Here is an 18,025-nt window from a genome sequence, read left to right as displayed (position 1 = left end):
GCGTCCCGCGCCGCGTTGTCCTCCGTCAGCCGGGCGATCCGCCCTGCCTGCAGCCACACCAGCACGACCAGCACGTCACGCGCCAGACCTCACCAACCCCGACACCAGCCGCTACGCGACCATAACCCCACAGACCGCCACCAAAACTGACAAATCAGCACTCTCCGCAAGGGCGCTGCATGTACCTGGTCAGGCATCAGCTGATCGACCTTCCGGCCGGATCGGACCAGCTTCGGAGGGGACGACCGGTCGACCTGGCCAGCTTCGACTGGGACGAGACCAGGGCGCCGGGACGGGACACACCCGGCGACTCCCCGCGCAGAACTGCCATCGAAACCCGGTAAGTCAGCACTACGCCTAATGACACCCCGCCTGGGAAACCCCTGGCAGCACGCCACCGATTGGAAGATCAACGGGGGAACCTACACCTGCGCCTGCAGGTTCCCTCGTTGATCGTCGTTTTCCCGGCGGGTTGTCAGACGGGTAGACACCGGTACTTTCGCACCATGAAGGTGCTCCTTCGACTGGAACGGATCGGGCTCTCGACGAGCCCGTCCTCCCAGCCCAGGAGCGCTTTCCTATTTCAGACACACCCACCAGACGGTCATGGCGTGAAAGCTTGAGGCCTAGCTTCCGGGCGTCAGCGACTCGTGATAGTGCACCCCGTGCCATCCGGTGGCGTCGCGGCGGAACACCACGGACACCCGGCCGGCAACCACGTGCAATGGCCCGCTGACGAAGTGGGCTCGAAAGCGGAACCCAAAATGGACGGCGACAACATCGTCACTCAAGCGCTGGTGACGGACAGCGAATACGTCCATGATCTCGACGTCGCGAAACAACCGCACGACGCGGGCGTAGTACGCGTCAAGGTCGACCTTGGAGGTGATCGGATCCGCCAGCTCGGCCGGGCTGTACACGATGTCCTGGTCGGCCCACAGGGAACCCAACAACCCCGCGTCGAGCCGTAGGAAGCCATCTTGGTAGCGGCTGATGAGGTCATCGATCTCGTTCACGCACGGCACACTAGGACCTCAACCGCGCTTGAGGTCAACCGAACCTGTGCAGCCACCGACGCAGCTGCGAGGTTTGGTTTCCGGACAGGCGTCGGGCCAGGGCCCGCGTCCACGGGGACCTGGCCCTCCTTCCGCGCCTTGGGAGGCGGCAGCAGCGCATGGTGCTGCTGTCTGGCGTCAGGAGTTGTGCGTCTGCGGTAGGCGGCGACGCCGAGGTCAGCCGCCGAGGTCAGCGGACGCTGGGCAGGGTCGGGGACGGGTAGCCGGCGGGGGGCTCGGCCGCCCAGGCGGCGGCGCCGACGGCGCCGGCGAAGCCGTCGATGGCGGTGACGACCCGCGGGTTCTCCACGAGAACGGTGTAGCGGGACATGATGTCGTCGAAGTGCGGGCGGAAGGCCGACAGGCCGGCCGACACCCCGCCACCGAACACGATGACCTCGGGCGCCAGCGCGTTCGCGAGGCAGGCCAACGCGATGCCGAGGGCCCGCCCGGCGCGGGCGACCAGGCGTGCGCAGGCCGGATCGACGGGGGCGAGCTGGACCACGTGCCCGGGCGTGACCAGCTCGGGCCGGCCCTCGACGGCCGCGGCGAGCACCGGCGCGGAGCCGGTCCGGACGAGGTCTCCGCCCATCTCGGCCAGTGCCCGGCCACCCGCGATGGTCTCCAGGCAGCCGATCGCGCCACAGCCGCACTTGCGGCCGTCATCGGGCTCGATCGGCATGTGCCCGATCTCGCCACCGCGGCGCTGGTAGCCGAGCCGCAGCTGGCCGTCGGAGGCGATCGCGCCGCCGATCCCGGTCCCGAGCGTCACGAAGATCGCGTCGGCCGCGGTGGCGGCGGCGCCGTGCCGCAGCTGGCCATAGGCGAACGCCCGCGCGTCGTTGGCGAGGTTGACCGGCCGCCCGATGGCGTTCGCGAGCTCCGGGCCGATCGCCCGGGCGGGCCAGTCGCCCGGGATGTTCGGGACGACGAGCAGCTTGCCGGCGACCGGGTCCAGCGCGCCCGCCACCGCGATGCCGATCGCCCGCGCCGCCGGGACCTGGGCGGCGAGGCCGGCGAGCGCGCACAGCACGTCGTCGACGCCGGTCCGCGGCGTGGGCACCTGGCCCTTGTCGATCACCGTGCCGTCGACCAGGGTCACCCACTTGATCGACGTGCCGCCGAGGTCGAGGCCAAGAACCGGATCCGTGCCCGCGCTGCCCGCGCGTGGTACGCCGTCCTGAGTCACCGCGCCATTCTCCGTCCCTGCCAGCGAGGCCGAACCGCCTTCGGCCTAGTTGTCGCCCAGTTGCCGCGAGTCGCGTCACATACCGGCCAGTCATGCCCGACTTTGGTGCCCCAGTGGCGGCGCGCCGACCGCCTGGACGCCCGTCCGGCACCAGGCTGGTCGAGCGCCTCCGGCCGCGCGAGACGTCGCCGTCGTGGCGCGGCCCCGCATCAGGTAGGCCGAGAGCCTCCGCCGTCAAGGCTGCGTTATCGTCGCGCAGCCGCCGCCGGGTCGGCCCGGCGGCCCCGCCTCCGCCTCCGCCCGCGACCGCGACCGCGACCGCGTGGCTGTCTCACGGCCGGGAGGGCAGGGCCCGCTCGCCGCGCGCCAGGGCTGGACCGCACCGCGGGCCGGGCCGTGGGCCGGGCCGTGGGCCGGGCAGCCCTCGAGACCGCGCCCGCTGCTCGCCGGCCGATGAGGAGAGCCGACGAGGAGAACTGTGGGCAGGCGCATCGGGCCGCCCGCCGGAGGACCGCGGCGGCTGTCGTCAGCCTCGAAACTGATGTTCGATGAGCTGGCTCGCTGGACCGAGGTGCTCGCCCCGTTACGGCCTGGGCGCTAGAGGCCCGCGCAGATGTTGGGGACCGGCGGCGGGTCGGTGGCGAACCGGCCCGCGATCCAGCTGTACATCTCCGGATAGGACGCGCCGACGACCGTGCTGTGGTCCGCGATCGCGTAGCGGTGGTAGGCGACCTCCGTGCCGGTGGCGCACAGGTCGCGCACCACACCGTCCGTGACGGGCTGATGGATCACATCGTCGATGTCGCCCTGCAGTACCAGCACAGGGGCCATCCGCGCGATGACCGCGGTCCGCTGCGCGGCGAACACCGAGGCGTAGGGCTCGGTGGTCAGCGGATCGTGGACGAACACCGTCGCGCTGCTCTGCCCGGAGCTCGCGATGAGCAGATCCAGCGCGCACTTCTCCCGGGCGATCGACAACAGCCGTCGTCCCTGCGCGGTGAGGTCGTCAGAAAGCCGCACGCCGGGATCGATCACCGAGACGCCAATCGCCGCCAGCAGCACGTAGGCGACTCCGTTGGGCTCGGCGAGCATGCTGCGCAGCGAGTTCGGCACGTCAGCCAGGGGCGCGGTCGTCACCACCCCGCGGATTAAGAGTTCCGGCGCGTAGCGGGCGGCCAGCGCTCCGGCGGCCAACGCGGCCTGGCCGCCCTGCGAGTAACCCCAGATGACCACACTTTCACCGGCATGCGCGGCCGGAAGCGACCGGGCGGCACGGGCGACGTCGAGCAGCGCCTGGCCCTCCGGGCGGGCGACATAGATCGCGTGCTCGCCGGGAGTGCCGAGCCCGATGTAGTCGGCGGCGGCGAGCACGTACCCCTGCGTCACCAGCCCGAGCGCCCCGCCGATGGATGACAGCGGCGGGTTGGACCTGGACGGCGCGCACGCGTCATTCACCCCCGTGGTGCCATGCCCGAAGGCGACCACTGGCCGACCGCCGGCCGGGACAGGGCCGCCCTGCCCGGCCGACGGAGTGACGACCAGCCCGGAGGCCACCACGTCGGCGCCGTTCTGGTCCCGCGTGTGGTAGACGACCCGCCAGGCCGCCATGCCATCCGACGCGGTCAGCGGCGTCGCCGAGATCAGCTCGCCCGGCGCGCCCGGCCTGACATCCGCGGGTAACTCGGTGTCCGCCTGGGTCGGCTCGGCCGTCGCGGGCGCGGCGCCGCCACCATCCCCGCCGGAGCCACAACCGGTCAGCGGCGCGGTCGCGCACACAACGGCCAGAGCCGCCGCGACGACAACCAGCCCTCGCCGTGCCCGCCGTCTGCCCGGTCCACCCGGAGATGCCTGCGTCCGCACATGTCGAGGTTATTCACCCTCTGTGTCGGCGAACGTTTCACGTGAACCAACTTCGCCCGCTATGGCCGGAGGCACCACCGTCGCCAACCGTCAACCGCCGACCGCTTCGCCGCTCCACGCCCAACGCGGCACCGGATCCGGTTCCTGCTCCGGTCGCGCGGCCACCGGCCGCCCGGCCGCGGTATGGCATGAGACACACGCTCCGGCCAAGGCCTCCGGACCACAGACTCCGGCCAGCTCAGCCGGGTACTGCCAGCCGCTCGCCCGGCGGGCGGAGACGCTCGTTACCCTGATCTGGACCCACGGACTGGGCCATCGACGAGCGGGCATGCCGTTCCCGCGGGCGGCTGGCCATCCTCGCGACCGCGTCCGCTCCGGAGGCCCGCACTGTGACCACCTCGATCGCGGCGAACACGCTTGCCCTCCCCGCCTTCCTGAATGCGGACACCCTGGCCAAGGCCGGCATCGCGGTCATTCTGATCATCGTCTTCGCCGAGTCGGGACTGCTCGTCGGCTTCTTCCTGCCCGGCGACTCGGTGCTGTTCACCTTCGGCATGCTGATCGCGCGGGGCGAGATCTCCACCCCGATCTGGCTCGCCTGCCTGTTGATCGGCGTGGCGGCCGCGGCCGGCGACCAGGTCGGCTATCTGTTCGGGCGCAAGGTCGGCCCCGCGCTGTTCCGCCGGCCGAACTCCCGGGTGTTCAAGCAGGAGCACATCGAGAAGGCACACGCCTTCTTCGAGCAGCACGGCGCCCGGTCGATCGTGCTGGCCCGCTTCGTACCGGTGATCCGCACCTTCACGCCGATCATCGCCGGCGTGAGCCGGATGAGCTACCGCACATTCGTCATGTACAACCTGATCGGCGCCGTGATCTGGGGCTGCGGTGTGACGGCCCTCGGATACTTCCTCGGCCAGATCGGCGTCATCCGGAACAACATCGAGGCGATTCTCGTCCTCATCGTGCTGATCTCGGTGGTCCCGATCGGCTACGAGCTCCTGCGCGCCCGCCGCGCGGCCAGGCGCCGCTCTCACGACACCGTCCCCGCGATGGACGACACGCTGGACGACGAGGTACTTCCAGTCAGCCACGAGACGACCCAGGTCCTCGTCCGTCCGCGCCCCGGCCTGTCCGTCCAGCCGCCGGTCCCGCGCCCCACCCCTCGCCGCCCCGACGGCGGCGGCCGCCACCGTCGCTGACGGGTCCCGGCCACACACGAAAAATCTCGATCGCCTACTCGTCGATACGGGGGGATTCGACGAGCAGGACGACCGAGACGAACGCTAGCTTACGCCACCTCAGGCCGGCACGACACAACAGACGACATCTGAATACTCATCTTCTGGAACTGAGGTCTGGAACTGGGCTCCCGAAGATCAGAGCGCATCGGGGCCTCGCTCGCCGGTACGCACGCGGGCCAGCCCGTCGACCGTAGTGACCCAGATCTTGCCCGCGCCGCTCGCGGTGCTCGAGGCCGAGCGCAGGATGACGTTGACTACGTCCTCCGCGTCAGCATCCTCGGTGACGATCTCCAACCGGACGTTACTGACGGTTTCGTCATGGAACCTCTGCCCCCTATACGAACTGGTACGCCAAACTTCCATGCCGTAACCGGTTACCTGGCTAGTCGTCATGCCATGGATACCGAACGTGGTCAGCGCGGCGCGCACGTCGGCTACCCGGTGCGGGCGGAGGATTGCGGTGACAAGCTTCACGACCAGGCCCCACTCATGCGCTCGGACTGCGGGTTTTCGTTCCGCCAAAGCGTAGAGCCGACGCATGCCGGGCTGCGCTGCCCACCCTTGCTCATCTGGAGGAACGCCGTATGTCGCTGGCCGACCGCGCACTGGCGCCAGACCCTCTCGACCTGCTGCCGCCTGCTCCCAGCTTTGCCGTGACGAGCACCGACCTGACCGACGGCGAGCCGCTGTCCCTGGCCCAGGTGCACGGCAGCGCCGGTGGGGAGGACGTCTCTCCGCAGTTGTCCTGGTCCGGATTCCCGGCCGAAACGGCCAGCTTCGTCATCAGCTGCTATGACCCGGACGCGCCGACGGGATCCGGCTTCTGGCACTGGACCCTCGTCGACATCCCGGCGTCGGTCACCGAGCTGGCGACCGGGGCCGCCTCGGGCGACCTCTCCGGCCTGCCGGCGGGCGCCTATCACGTGGCGTGCGACTGGGGGACGAAGAGCTACGGCGGCGCGGCACCCCCGGCGGGCGACCGCCCGCACCGGTATGTGTTCGTCGTGCACGCGGTCGACGTCCCGAAGCTGGAGATCAACGACGCGGTCTCGCCCGCGGTCGTCGGATTCAACCTGGCGTTCCACACGCTTGCCCGGGGCGTCCTGCGGGCGACCTACCAGCGCTGAGCGGCCCAGGGCAACGCCGAGCGCCCCTCCGGGGCGCTCGGCCCACCCAGGCACGATCCTGCCCGCTCAACCCACGAACCCAGCCACCTCGTCGACTCGGGACCAGGCCAGGCTCGTCGTATGCCCCGACCTGGAATCACGTAAGAGGGCGCCCTGCGCCCGATCGCGGGCGCAGGGCGCCCGAGATACCGTGACGAGGCGGGGCCGGGAGCCCAGCAACCAGGACAAGGAGAGCGTCCGATGATGCGCAAGCTTGCGTTGATCGCCGCGGTGGCCAGTGCCGCCGCGCTGGCCACCCGCTGGCGCCGGGACAAGGGCGAGCAGATCGATCTGTGGCGGGAGGCGACCTCCGCCAGCACCAGCCAGGACTAGGGCGGTCCCGCGCCCGGACGCTCCGCGCCCCAGACCTCCCAGATCGCTTCGCGATCCGGCAGGAACCCCGGCCGGGCGCCGCCCGGGGTCCCTGCCGGATCGACGGAGCCTGCGGAGTCGATCTGGGAGGTCCGCGGGCGCTGGGCGCCCTCCCCGCGTGGTTCCGGGCTGACGCATATGACGGTGGCCCGGCTGATCCCGCTCGACGAGGTGGCTGGGTTGGCACTGCGCTGATGCGTTGTCACGATCTGTGGTGCCGTTACGTGCCTTGCTCGCCAGCCCAATGTCACACCCACCGCGCGGGGTCAGGCCGGGGCGCCGGCGGTGTCGTCGGCCGGCCGCCGGGTGCGCCGGCCTCGGCCAATGGTCGCGCCGAGTACGGCGAGCAGCACGCCACCCATGAAGATGATCGTGGCCATGACGTTCACCTGCGGCGGGACGCCGACCCGTGTCGCCCCGAAGACCCACAGCGGGAAGGTGAGCGTTCCGCCCGCGTTGAACTGCGTCATGATGTACTCGTCGATCGACAGCGAGAAGGCGAGCAGCGCGCCCGACATCACGCCCGGGAAGATGATGGGCAGGGTGACCAGCCGGAACGTCGCGAACGGGCCGGCACCCAGGTCACGCGCCGCTTCCTCGAGGCTCAGGTCGTAGCTGGCCAGCCGTGTACTGACCACCACCGCGACATAGGCGATGTTGAACATCGCGTGCGCGATGAGGATCGTCAGGTAGCCGCGCGGGATACCAAGCGTGATGAACAGCGACAGCAGCGACGCGCCGAGTACCACCTCGGGCGCGGCGATGTTCGCGAACAGCAACAGGTTCACGGCGCCCTTGCCGCGGAACGCGTGCTTGCCGATCGCCATGCCGATCATCGTCCCGAGCACGGTCGCGATGAGGGTCGACAGCAGCGCGATCGTGAGCGAGTTCTCGAGCGCGGTGGTCAGGTCGGGAATGGCCCCGATGCGTTTCCACCAGGTGAGGGTGAACCCCTGCCAGTTGTTGTTCTGCTTGCTGTGCGTGTCGTTGAAACTGAAGACGATCATCGAGATGATCGGCGCGACCAGCCACAGCAGGATCAGCCAGGTATAGACCCGCAGCAGGTGCTCGCCGAGCCGGCCGCGCGGGCGCCTGGCCTTGCCCTTGGGCATGGCCCCGGACGCCGCCGAGGCCGAGGCCGGACGCGATGTCGAGGACGGAACCGGAGTCGGAGCCGCGCTCATCGGGTGCCCATCTCGAAGACGTCGCGGGTGCCCAGCACACGCGCGTAGATGAAGATCCCGACGAGCAGGATCACCATCAGGATGAACGAGATCGCGGAGGCCAGCGGATAGTCCGCGTTCGTCAGGAACGTCGTCTGGATGATGTTGCCGATCATCGTGTCACTGGTGCCGCCGAGGATCGAGGCGTTGACATAGTCCGAGGTCGCGGGCACGAAGGTGAGCAGCACGCCGGCGAACACGCCCGGCATCGACAGCGGCAGCACCACCCGGCCGAACACCGCCGCCCTGCCGGCGTAGAGGTCGTCGGCGGCCTCGAGCAGCTTCGGGTCCATCCGCTCGAGCGCGACATAGATCGGCAGCAGCATGAAAGGGAACGAGTTGTAGGTCAGGCCCCCGATGACCGCCGTCGAGGTGGCGAGCACCCGGAAGTCGTCCGGCAGCAGGCCGATGTCCTTCAGGTTGCCCAGCAGCACGCCGTCGTCGGCCAGCAGGAACTTCCACGAGACGGTCCGGATCACGAACGAGACGAAGAACGGCAGCAGCACCAGGAACAGGTAGGTCGAGCGGCGCCGCCCGCCGTGGAATGCGATCCAGTACGCCATCGGGTAGGCGAGCACGACGCACAGGACGGTGCAGATCCCGCCGTAGGCGAAGGACCGGATGAACTGGTCGGAGTACTGCCTGATCGCGTCGGGGTAGACCGCGAAATGGAAGGTCTGCACGAAGCCGTCCACGACGTTCCCGGTTTGCAGCGAGACCGAGAGCATCACCAGCATCGGGACGACGAAGAAGATGGCGAGCCACAGCCCGCCCGGCAGCGCCAGCAGGTACGGGGTGAAGGGCGAGCGCCACCGCGCGCCCCGTCGCCCGCGCCGGAGACCAGTCGCCCCTGGGGCAGGGGCGACTGTGGCCGCGGGCTCGGCGCTCACGACTGGTAGACCGGCTGGAAGATCTTGTTCCACTCGGTTTCCTCGTCGGTGGTGAGGACGCGGAAACGGTGGGTCTTCGCGAGGTCCGACTCGCTCGGGAAGATCAGCGGCGAGTCGGCGAGCGCCGGGGACACGTCCTGCTTGGCGGTCGGCACCGGGGTGATGTAGTTGATGTACTCAGCCAGCATCGCGGCGATCTCCGGCTTGTACACGTAGTCCATGTAGGTGATCGCGTCGACCGGGTGCTGGGCGGTGATCGGGATGCACATGTTGTCGGTCCAGAGGATCCCGCCCTCCTTCGGAACGATGAACCGCAGGTTCTTGCCGCTCGCGACCTGCTGGTACACGTCACCGGACCACGCCATGGAGATCCACAGGTCACCGGACGCCAGCGCGTCGATGTAGTCCTGCGTGTAGTACTTGCGGACGATGCCGTCGGTGCGCTGCTTGTTCAGCTTCTCGGCGGCCTTCTTCCAGTCGTCCGGGGTGGACTTCTCCGGGTTCACCCCCATGCCGACGAGCGCCAGGTTCGGCAGGTCGAGGTTGTCGCCGAACATGCCGACGTGGCCGGCGAACTTCGGGTCGAACAGGTCCTCGTAGCTGGTGATCTCCCGGCCGGTCTTGGCCGGGTCGTACGCGATGCCGGTGAGCCCGGACTGCCAGGCGACCGTGTACTTGTTGCCCGGGTCGTACGACGGGTTCTTCACGCTGGCGTCCGCGTTCGCCGCGAACGTGGGCAGCTTCGTCTGGTCGAGCGGCGCGAGGTAGCCGAGCTGGATGAACTTGTCCAGGAAGATGCCGTTGGTGATGACGATCAGGTCGGCGCCGATCGACTTCCCGGCGGCCAGGCTCGGCCGGACCTTGCCGAAGTACGACTCGTTGTCCTGGATGTCCTCGCGGTAGTTGACCTTGATTCCCGTGTCGGCCTTGAACTTGTCCAGCGACGGGTTGGACTTCCCGTCCTCCGACACGTCGATGTAGAGCGGCCAGTTCGAGAAGTCGAGCGTGTTGGTCTTGGTCTTGCCCGCCCAGAAGTCGCTGGGCACGACGCTGGCCGAGTCGTCCTTCTTCTCGCCCTTGACCCCGCAGGCGGCCAGCAGCGCGGCCGCGCCGGCGAGGCCGCCCAGCCGGAAGACGTCGCGACGGCCCAGCCTGGGCTGGGTCAGCCCGCGCAGGAGCGCCGGATTGACGGCGGGGGCGGGCGCCTGGTGCGCGCCGGGATGGTCCGAGCTGCCGTGAGTCGTCACAGTGGGGGTCCTCCGCGAGATGCAGTGGTACTAGCGTTGTTCGCTGTGCTTGGGCGGCCCAGGCGGTTCAGCCGGCGGTGGCCACCGGCTCAGTCGGTGCCTCGGCCGCGGCGGGATCGGCGCCACTGGGCGCGAGCGCGTAGGAGTGGTCCTCTCGCCAGGACAGCCACACCTCGTCGCCGCGACCCGCGAGGTCGTTCGCGTCCGCGCTGTTCTGCCAGAAGACCGTGATCTCGTCGCCGCCGGCGGTGAACACCGTGTACGTGGTGTTGGTGCCCAGGTAGACGACCTCGGTGACCCGGCCGCGCAACACGCAGACGTCACCCTCGGGCCGGGCGGCGGTCATATTGATCTTCTCTGGCCGCACGGTCAGCTCGACAACCGAGCCGGTGACCACCCCGCCCAGCCCCGAGTGCACCGGCACGATCACCCGTTCGTCCGCGCCGGCGTCCAGGATCGCGATCGGACCGGTCCCGTCGGTGGTCACCGTGCGCACGGATCTGCGCAGCACGTTGGACGTGCCGATAAAGCCGGCGACGAACCGGGTGCGCGGCCGCTCGTAGAGCTCGCGCGGCGAGGCGAGCTGCTCGATCTGGCCCTTGTTCATGACGGCGATGCGGTCCGACATGGTCAGCGCCTCGCTCTGGTCGTGCGTCACGTAGACGAACGTGATCCCGACCTCGCGCTGGATCCGCTTCAGCTCGATCTGCATGGTCTGGCGCAGCTTGAGGTCGAGCGCGCCCAGCGGCTCGTCGAGTAGCAGCGCCCGCGGCCGGTTGACCAGCGCACGGGCGAGCGCGACCCGCTGCTGCTGGCCGCCCGACAGCTCCCGGGGCCGGCGGTCGGCGAGTGCGCCGAGCTCGACCAGGTCGAGGATCTCGCCGACCCGCCGGCGCACCTGGCCGCGGGCGACGCCCTTGCGCTTGAGGCCGAACGCGACGTTGCCGGCGACGTCGAGGTGCGGGAAGAGCGCGTAGCTCTGAAAGACCAGGTTGACGTCGCGCTTGTTCGGCGGGACGGACGTCACGTCCTGGCCGTGCAGCAGGATCTGGCCGCGGCTGGGCTCCTCGAAGCCGCCGATCATGCGCAGCGTGGTCGTTTTGCCACAGCCGGACGGGCCGAGCAGGGAGAAGAACTCGCCCTCGGCGATCCGCAGGTCGATGGTCTCGACGGCGGTCACCGCGCCGCGGCGCGACATGTACTCCTTCGCGACGCCGACCAGCTCGATCGCGGGCGGTGCATCACCCGTTCCACCGGTGGGCACCGTCGTGGACACCTGGGCGGACACCGATCTCGCATCGCCCACCGCGTCCGCGGCGGACGCCGGCCCCTCGTCCGCGGTCACCGCCAAGCTCGCACCCGCCTTTCTCACTTTCTGTGACAGATCTGCGGCAACCTGTAGAAGTTGCGCACTGGCGCCGAGCCAGACTGACAGCGGAACGAGGCCTCGACAAGGGATCCGACGTAAAGGTTCGATTTCCCGGCCGAATCAGAGCCCACCGGCGCCTCGGACCAGGGATTCCACTCTCGTTCGTTCGTCACGCGACGGCCCTGCCGGAGGCGTCGCGGACCCGCCACCTGCGTGGACCGGGCCGGGGGGCACGAGGCACGGCCTCGGGACACCTTCGTGGCACTGCTCGCGTAGGGAAAGTGTCTGTACACGAACGGATACCAGCCGGCGTAGTCCTGACGTGGCACTGCCCCTTTGGTGGTCAGCGTACGGGCGGAGCGTGTCCAGCGAAGCTCCCGCGGGCGTCGGTGAGGCCAGGCCCACGCGTTGTGAGGGTGCTCCCCGATGCCCACCGGTGGTCAGCGCCTTCGGAGATGGTCCGCACGGTCAACAGTGCGCCACCCTGCCGGCGGAACCGACCACCGGTGGGCATCGTGAGGAGACGGCCGCGGGCGTGACACGAGCCATGGCCGCGGCGAGCGATGGCCGGCCCGCGACTGCCGCCGGCAGGCCATCGCGCGGCGGTTTCCACCGGGGGTCGCCGTTCTCGGGTGACGATCCCCGTCTCGCGGCCAGGAACGAGTCCTTGCCAACACTGCCCCTCTGATGGTCAGCGTTGGCAAGGGCACGTTGGAACGAGGTGGACGGTGTCCCTGTGGATGGGCAGCGTCCGTCCGTGGACGCGTGACCTCGCCGGTGTGGCTCTGGGGGTCTGGCGAGCGCCCAAGCCCGGCGACGACCGCCGGTTGGACGGACGGCGCGCGGTGGCCCATCGTGGGCTGGTGGCCACCGAGACTCGGCCCGGCACCCGGGAGCCAGGCATCCCGCCGTCCGCGCGGGAAACGCACGCCACGCCCGTCGGCTCCGGCTATGTCCCGTCGCCCATCCCCCACGACCTGCTCGCGGGGGCGTCCACCGGTCATCGGCGGCTGCTCGCCCTCGCCTCGGCCGCCGAGGACCAGGTCATCGCCCGCCCGTCGCTGCTTTCCGGCTGGACCGTGGGGCATGTGCTGAGCCACCTGGCCCAGGGCGCGGACACCCACACCAGGTTGTTCGAGGCCGCCGCGGCCGGCCTCGGCCTGGATCTCGACCCGGACGTGGACCTGGACGTGGCCGCCGGCCGGCCGGCGGCGGTGATCCGTGATGACCTGGCGCGGGCCATCGCGGCGCTCGAGCGCGCCTGGGACCGCACGCACGTCGACGTCTGGCGGACCGGGATCGTGCACCACGGAAGGGCACCGACGAGCCTGACCGACCTGGTCTTCGCGCGCTGGCGTGAGGTCGAGGTACACCTCGTCGACCTCGGGCTCATCGACAAGGGCGGCCCTGGCTGGGCCGACCTGCCGGCCGCCTACGTCGACGCCGAGTGGGCGTGGAGCGCGGCCCGTCTGTCGGAACGGTTGCCACCCGAGGTCACCGTGCTGCTGGCACCGGGCGACCGGCCGTCACGCGCGTTCGGCCGCGGCCCGCGGATGGTCACCGTGCGGGCCTCGACCCCGGAGACGTTGCGCTGGCTTCTCGGCCGGCTGCCCACGGCGGCCACCCCGACGGACTGGCCACCTCTCGCCCCCTCGAGCTGAGCGTCCCGGGAGCGCCTCCTTACTCGCGTACTCGCGCCACGACGTCCACCCAGGGACGGTGCCCACGCGTGGGCACCGCACCGTGTCGTGTCGGCATCCCCACCGCCTCCGACGCCGGTCCGTTCCTTCCTTCTGTCGGTCCTTCTGTCGGCCGGGCCTCCTTCGGCCGGGCCGGACGGGGAGGAAGGGCGGGGCCCAGGCCCAGCAGAGCCCGACCGTGGTCACCGTGGTCACCACGGATCCCCTGCATGGTCACCGTGCCGAACCAGGGCCCGATACGGGCAGCCGATGACCCTGGCAATGCGCCGGGTCGGGGTGGTAGGGAGACAATGGTCGGGTGCGCGCGCAACATGCCGGTTTGACCGGCTTTTCTGGCCGTCGGGGCCCCCGCATGCGCACGGATGTTCAGCTGCGCGGCTCCGCCGGTCCCGGGCGAAGGGGGCGCGAGAACGGCGAAGCCCCGCGCCGCCGGCGGACATGTGGCGGCTTCGGGCTGACACGGGCCGGGTGGGCGGCTCGAGGGGGCCGGCGTTGATCACAATGGCGCTGTTCAACAACAAGGGTGGCGTTGGCAAGACGACGCTGACCTTCCATCTCGCGCACATGCTGGCGCGCCAGGGGCACCGTGTGCTCGCCGTTGACCTCGATCCCCAGGCGAACCTGACCGCGCAGTTCCTCGACGAGGACGAACTCGCGACGTTGTGGCAGGAACAGGCCGCCGCCGTGTCGCCGGCGAACGCCAGGCTGGGCTCGACGGGGTCTTCGGCTCCGCGGCACCTCGACATCCTCGGCGGCGGGCGACGCCCGCGGATCGCTGCCGGCACGGGGACCATCGCCACGGCGATCGCGCCGATCATGGAGGGCGTCGGGGACGTCGCGCTGTTCGACCCCGTATCCGTCGACGACAACGTCTGGCTGCTGCCCGGCGACGTCGACCTTTCTGTCTTCGAGGACAAGTTGTCGGCGGCGTGGCCGAACAGCTTCCTCGGCAAGGACGTCGCCGCGCTGCGCACGACCACCGCGCTGCATCGGGTCGTCGACCATGGCGGGCGCGCGGTCCGCGCCGAGATCGTGCTCATCGACGTCGGACCCAACCTGGGCGCGATCAACCGGGCCGCGCTGCTGTCCGCGGACACTGTGCTCATGCCGCTGGGTGCCGACCTGTTCTCGCTGCGCGGCCTGCGCAACCTCGGCCCAACGCTGCGGGACTGGCGTTCCACCTGGCAGGGCATGGTGCTGCCGAAGGTGCCCGACCGCATCGCCGCGCCGCGCGCCCTGATGATGCCGATCGGGTACGTCATCATGCAGCCGGCCTCGGGCAGGGACCGGCCGGTGCGGGCGTACGACCGCTGGCTCGACAGGATCCCCGAGGTGTTCGCGACATCGGTGCTCGGCGCTCAGCGCGCCGACCCGTTCGACAAGTCGTTCGAGATCGCGAACCTGCCGCACTACCAGGCGCTGATGCCGCTGGCGCAGGACGCCCGCAAGCCGATGTTCGAACTGCGGGCCGGCGACGGCGCCCTCGCCGCGGCGCAGACCCAGGTCCGCAAGTGTTACCAGGAGTTCCGCGACCTGGCGGTGAACGTGCGCGAGCGGCTGCGCTACCTCGACCCGACGCTGCCCCGTCTGCCCGTTTCCGCCTCCGGCAACAGACAGTAGTCGCCGGCCGCACCAGCACCAGCACCAGCAGACAGGGATGCCGCGCACCATGCCCGCGCACCGCCGCTCCACTGAAGGGACCTTGATAGTCCGTTGTTGGTGGACGCCGATTCGCCCGGCTGGTCGGCGGTCATCTACCGCCATGTGGAACCGTGAGAACCGGTAGTCAGCGCCCAGGCACCGCGCTCCGCCGCCGTACGGCGCGCGGACCCGCGCGAGAAGTAGGCGACAGGGGCACGTCACGATGAGCGAAGCGGCCGCGGGGAGCTGGAACAACGGCGACGCGGGAGACGTGGGATCGGATTCGGCTCACGACGCCGTGACACTCCGCCCCGGACCGACCCGCGCCTCGTCCCAGGATGAGGCCGTGCCCCAGGACGAGGTGGCCCAGGCTGGCGCCGTCTCGCCGGCCAGTCCCGTGTCCCACATCACAATCGGCCCGGCGCAGCCCACGTCGAGGCCGTCCGCGAACACCGCCGACACCCATGGCGGCGCAGACAACGGCCACCGTGAACATCAACAGATCATCCCACTACAAGCGGCGGAGCGACTCGGAACGGACAACGAAACCCGGGTCACCTTCGCGACGCGGCGCCGCGCCGCGGGCGTCGCGGCCTTTCTCCGGTCCCGACGGACGCTCGTTCGCCCGCCCGCTCAGCACCCATTCGGGGCATCCCTCCCCGCTTCGAACGACCTCGCCCCCGGGGCAGACCCGCACTCGCCCGAGGACGACGCCGCCGACCCAGAAGCCACGCTGAAAGGGAGCGTCCCCCTCGTCCCTCTCGCCCCCGCGGACCCGCCCGCCTCCGAGGCCTCGACGCCCAGCCCAACCGAGGGCTCTCTGACCGAGTCCAAGCCTGACAGCGGCGGCCTTGAAACCCTCTCGCCACCCGAGCGACCGACCGTCGACGAGTCAGAGGCGGCCGGTGCGACCCGGCCAGGCGACGACGGCGGTGCGAGCGAGACCGGCGGCGGCCTCACCGCGGCCGACCTCGACGAGGTCGAGGACGCCTCCGCCAGCCAGGACGCTCCAGCCGATTCCGGCGCCTCGTCCGAGACCCATGCGGACAACGCCACCCCCGGATCCCTTGACGCAAGCGACGCGGCGCCGACGAGCACGGAACCCGATCCCGACGCCTCCGCCCAGGCCGGGGACACCGCGCAGGTCGAGGACACCGCGCAGGTCGGGAACGCCGCCCCGGCGGCGGAGATCGCTCAGGCCGGGAACATCACCGCTGACCAGCCCAACACCGCTGGCACCGCGGCCGACGCGGCCGGCGGAGGACCAACGGTCCACGGCCCTTCGCCAGTCGACGACTCGGTGGAGATCGACCAACGGAAATGGCCGGACGGGGCCGCCAACGGCTCCCTGCCCCTCGATGAGGACGAGATCCCTTACGGGACCGCTCGGCTCCTGATTCCTATCGAGCCCGCCGACGAACCTCGCGACCGCGGCCTCCGGGAGCGGGTGAACATGCTGCGCACGGGCACCTTCGTCCACAGCCCGATCGGCCGAACGACGATTGCCCTCGCCGCCGCGGCCGTTGTCATGATCGTAGGCGGCGTCGCACTACTCACTGTCGGTCCCGGTAGCAGCCGAGCGCCGTCCCCAAACGCGGGATTCCCCGCGGCGGATGGCACCGACCGCGTGCCCGCGACCTCGTCGAGCACCCCGACGTCGCCCGTGTTCCCAGGCCTGCCCTCGGCGACCCCGCCGCTCGGCGCCCAGGCGTCCGCGAGCTCGACGACCCTCCCGGCCCCGCCCCGCCGGCCCGTCACGGCCGTCCCAGCACCACGGCCCACCTCTACTCCGTCACCGGCACAGGCCCCGACGCCGCCCGCCGCCCCGTCGACCCGTCCCGCCTGCTACGACCAGCTGCCGCCGCTGCTCGCGTCGTGGCTGGATCAGATGGGCCGCTGCTGATCAGCGATCGCGAGCACGAGCCCCGATGCCGTAGGTACTTCGAGGCTCCTCACCTCGCGCCTGCATGTCGTACGCTTGGAGCCGCGCGCCGCTGCGCAGCCGCCGGACCGGCGGCTCCCGCCGGCCGCACGGTACGGGGGCGTAGCTCAACTGGCAGAGCACTGCCTTTGCAAGGCAGGGGTTAGGGGTTCGAGTCCCCTCGTCTCCACCACGATCTTCACATCTGAGCAGCGTCGATGTTCACATCTGGGTGTGACAGTCTGCTGGTGATCGTTTCTGGCTTGCTGGGGTGGTGGTTTCGGTCGTCTGCTGGCGCTGCCCCCTCGGCTACACCGTCCGCTTCGATCCGATCCCGGCGGCCGCCTGACCCAGAACGCTGTCACCTCACCTATTTTTCGGGTCAGTCGTCGCTCGGGAGCCTGGCCTCGCCTGCCGGCCGGCGAACCGCGGTCTCGACGAGCTTGCGGACTCGCGCTGCGGGAACGACGACGCCGGGTGTCCGGAGAGTCCAGCGAAGGAAGGCCTCGACGTTCATGGCTGGTGTTTCGCCGAGATAGGGCTGGACGTATACCGGTGTGTTCGGTTCACTGCGCCAGCTGGCGGCAAGTATGCCGATGTCCACCGCGTCATAACCGAGGACGTCCAACAGCCGGGTGGCCTCTGCCTTGGCCTCTGCGTCGTCGCCGGCGACGGGAAGGGCGCTGCGGTCCGGCGCACCCGCGGGCCGGGCGAGAGAGAACAGCTGGTGCGGGGTGATGTTGTTGAACGCTTTGATCACCTGGGAGCCCGTGAGGTGGCGCTGTACCAGAGCGCTGGAGGTCAGTTCGCCCGCATCCAGTTCGGCGAGGTGGCCGTCCCGTTCGGGGTAGTAGTTCGCCGTGTCCAGCACCGTCTTGCCGGCCAGAGCATCGGCGGGGAGCTGTTCGTAGGCATTCAGCGGGATTGCCGCCACCACCAGGTCTGCGGCGCGTGCTGCTTCTGCCGGTGTGGCCGCTCGGGCACGCCCGCCCAGGTCAGCGACAAGACCAGCGAGTGTCTCAGGGCCTCGCGAATTACTGAGGACGACCTCGAGGCCTGCCGCGGCGGCCAAGCGGGCAACGGAAGAACCGATCATTCCGCTGCCGATGAGTCCGAGCGTTTGGGGCACGGCTTCTCTCCGTTCGTTCGTG

Annotated in this window: 15 protein-coding genes and 1 tRNA gene; 7 read left to right on the top strand and 9 right to left on the bottom strand. The window is 70.2% G+C overall.

Translation table 11 applies throughout. From position 1 onward, the window contains the following. Window positions 1-626: 626 nt before the first annotated feature. The 3 genes from QOZ89_RS31935 to QOZ89_RS31925 all read right to left on the bottom strand — a co-directional run bounded on the left by QOZ89_RS31935 (window position 627) and on the right by QOZ89_RS31925 (window position 4,020). Window positions 627-1,016, bottom strand: coding sequence for a YybH family protein (locus QOZ89_RS31935; RefSeq protein WP_157910618.1), 390 nt, complete (start codon window positions 1,014-1,016; stop codon window positions 627-629). Between the two features lie 229 nt (window positions 1,017-1,245). Further along, window positions 1,246-2,244 carry an ROK family protein gene (locus QOZ89_RS31930; protein ID WP_071053362.1) on the bottom strand — a complete coding sequence of 333 codons (999 nt, stop codon included), beginning with the start codon at window positions 2,242-2,244 and terminating at the stop codon, window positions 1,246-1,248. 597 nt (window positions 2,245-2,841) lie between these two features. Continuing rightward, window positions 2,842-4,020, bottom strand: a complete 1,179-nt coding sequence (locus QOZ89_RS31925) for a lipase family protein (RefSeq protein WP_312627373.1) — start codon at window positions 4,018-4,020, stop codon at window positions 2,842-2,844. A gap of 473 nt (window positions 4,021-4,493) precedes the next feature. On the opposite strand from QOZ89_RS31925, the gene QOZ89_RS31920 reads away from it, so the two are divergent. Further along, the gene (locus QOZ89_RS31920; protein ID WP_083419854.1) at window positions 4,494-5,303 is read left to right on the top strand and encodes a DedA family protein; all 810 of its coding nucleotides are present in this window, start codon (window positions 4,494-4,496) and stop codon (window positions 5,301-5,303) included. Window positions 5,304-5,480: 177 nt separating this feature from the next. Here QOZ89_RS31920 and QOZ89_RS31915 read toward each other — a convergent pair whose 3' ends face one another. Then, window positions 5,481-5,819 carry a P-II family nitrogen regulator gene (locus QOZ89_RS31915; protein WP_071053364.1) on the bottom strand — a complete coding sequence of 113 codons (339 nt, stop codon included), beginning with the start codon at window positions 5,817-5,819 and terminating at the stop codon, window positions 5,481-5,483. Between the two features lie 110 nt (window positions 5,820-5,929). On the opposite strand from QOZ89_RS31915, the gene QOZ89_RS31910 reads away from it, so the two are divergent. Further along, window positions 5,930-6,472 (top strand): YbhB/YbcL family Raf kinase inhibitor-like protein, encoded by a 543-nt coding sequence (locus QOZ89_RS31910; RefSeq protein WP_071053365.1) that lies wholly within the window; start codon window positions 5,930-5,932, stop codon window positions 6,470-6,472. Window positions 6,473-6,712: 240 nt separating this feature from the next. After that, window positions 6,713-6,844: a DLW-39 family protein gene (locus tag QOZ89_RS31905; RefSeq protein WP_241842326.1), complete on the top strand. Its 132-nt coding sequence runs from the start codon at window positions 6,713-6,715 to the stop codon at window positions 6,842-6,844. Window positions 6,845-7,149: 305 nt separating this feature from the next. Here QOZ89_RS31905 and QOZ89_RS31900 read toward each other — a convergent pair whose 3' ends face one another. The 4 genes from QOZ89_RS31900 to QOZ89_RS31885 all read right to left on the bottom strand — a co-directional run bounded on the left by QOZ89_RS31900 (window position 7,150) and on the right by QOZ89_RS31885 (window position 11,588). Further along, on the bottom strand, window positions 7,150-7,995 hold the full coding sequence (locus tag QOZ89_RS31900) for an ABC transporter permease (protein ID WP_071053366.1): 846 nt from the start codon (window positions 7,993-7,995) through the stop codon (window positions 7,150-7,152). Between the two features lie 68 nt (window positions 7,996-8,063). Continuing rightward, the gene (locus QOZ89_RS31895) at window positions 8,064-8,996 is read right to left on the bottom strand and encodes an ABC transporter permease (RefSeq protein WP_312627368.1); all 933 of its coding nucleotides are present in this window, start codon (window positions 8,994-8,996) and stop codon (window positions 8,064-8,066) included. Next, window positions 8,993-10,243, bottom strand: coding sequence for an ABC transporter substrate-binding protein (locus QOZ89_RS31890; protein WP_071053367.1), 1,251 nt, complete (start codon window positions 10,241-10,243; stop codon window positions 8,993-8,995). The genes QOZ89_RS31895 and QOZ89_RS31890 overlap by 4 nt, the downstream gene beginning before the upstream one ends. Window positions 10,244-10,310: 67 nt before the next feature. Further along, window positions 10,311-11,588: an ABC transporter ATP-binding protein gene (locus tag QOZ89_RS31885; protein WP_083419857.1), complete on the bottom strand. Its 1,278-nt coding sequence runs from the start codon at window positions 11,586-11,588 to the stop codon at window positions 10,311-10,313. A gap of 887 nt (window positions 11,589-12,475) precedes the next feature. On the opposite strand from QOZ89_RS31885, the gene QOZ89_RS31880 reads away from it, so the two are divergent. From QOZ89_RS31880 to QOZ89_RS31865, 4 genes are all read left to right on the top strand, one after another. Then, window positions 12,476-13,273, top strand: coding sequence for a maleylpyruvate isomerase N-terminal domain-containing protein (locus QOZ89_RS31880; RefSeq protein ID WP_241842327.1), 798 nt, complete (start codon window positions 12,476-12,478; stop codon window positions 13,271-13,273). 531 nt (window positions 13,274-13,804) lie between these two features. Beyond that, window positions 13,805-14,932 (top strand): ParA family protein, encoded by a 1,128-nt coding sequence (locus QOZ89_RS31875; RefSeq protein WP_071053450.1) that lies wholly within the window; start codon window positions 13,805-13,807, stop codon window positions 14,930-14,932. A 367-nt stretch (window positions 14,933-15,299) separates the two neighbouring features. Further along, on the top strand, window positions 15,300-16,856 hold the full coding sequence (locus QOZ89_RS31870) for a hypothetical protein (RefSeq protein WP_312627363.1): 1,557 nt from the start codon (window positions 15,300-15,302) through the stop codon (window positions 16,854-16,856). 135 nt (window positions 16,857-16,991) lie between these two features. Further along, window positions 16,992-17,067, top strand: a tRNA-Ala gene (locus QOZ89_RS31865). A 189-nt stretch (window positions 17,068-17,256) separates the two neighbouring features. On the opposite strand, the gene QOZ89_RS31860 is transcribed toward QOZ89_RS31865, so the two are convergent. Then, complete coding sequence (locus QOZ89_RS31860; RefSeq protein ID WP_071053369.1) at window positions 17,257-18,003, bottom strand: NADPH-dependent F420 reductase; 747 nt, start codon at window positions 18,001-18,003, stop codon at window positions 17,257-17,259. Window positions 18,004-18,025: the final 22 nt, after the last annotated feature.

This window comes from Pseudofrankia coriaricola (genome assembly GCF_032027725.1).
Classification (GTDB): Bacteria; Actinomycetota; Actinomycetes; order Frankiales; family Frankiaceae; genus Pseudofrankia.
The sequence above is the reverse complement of the archived record's forward strand: the minus strand, read 5'-3'. Positions and strand labels throughout refer to the sequence as shown.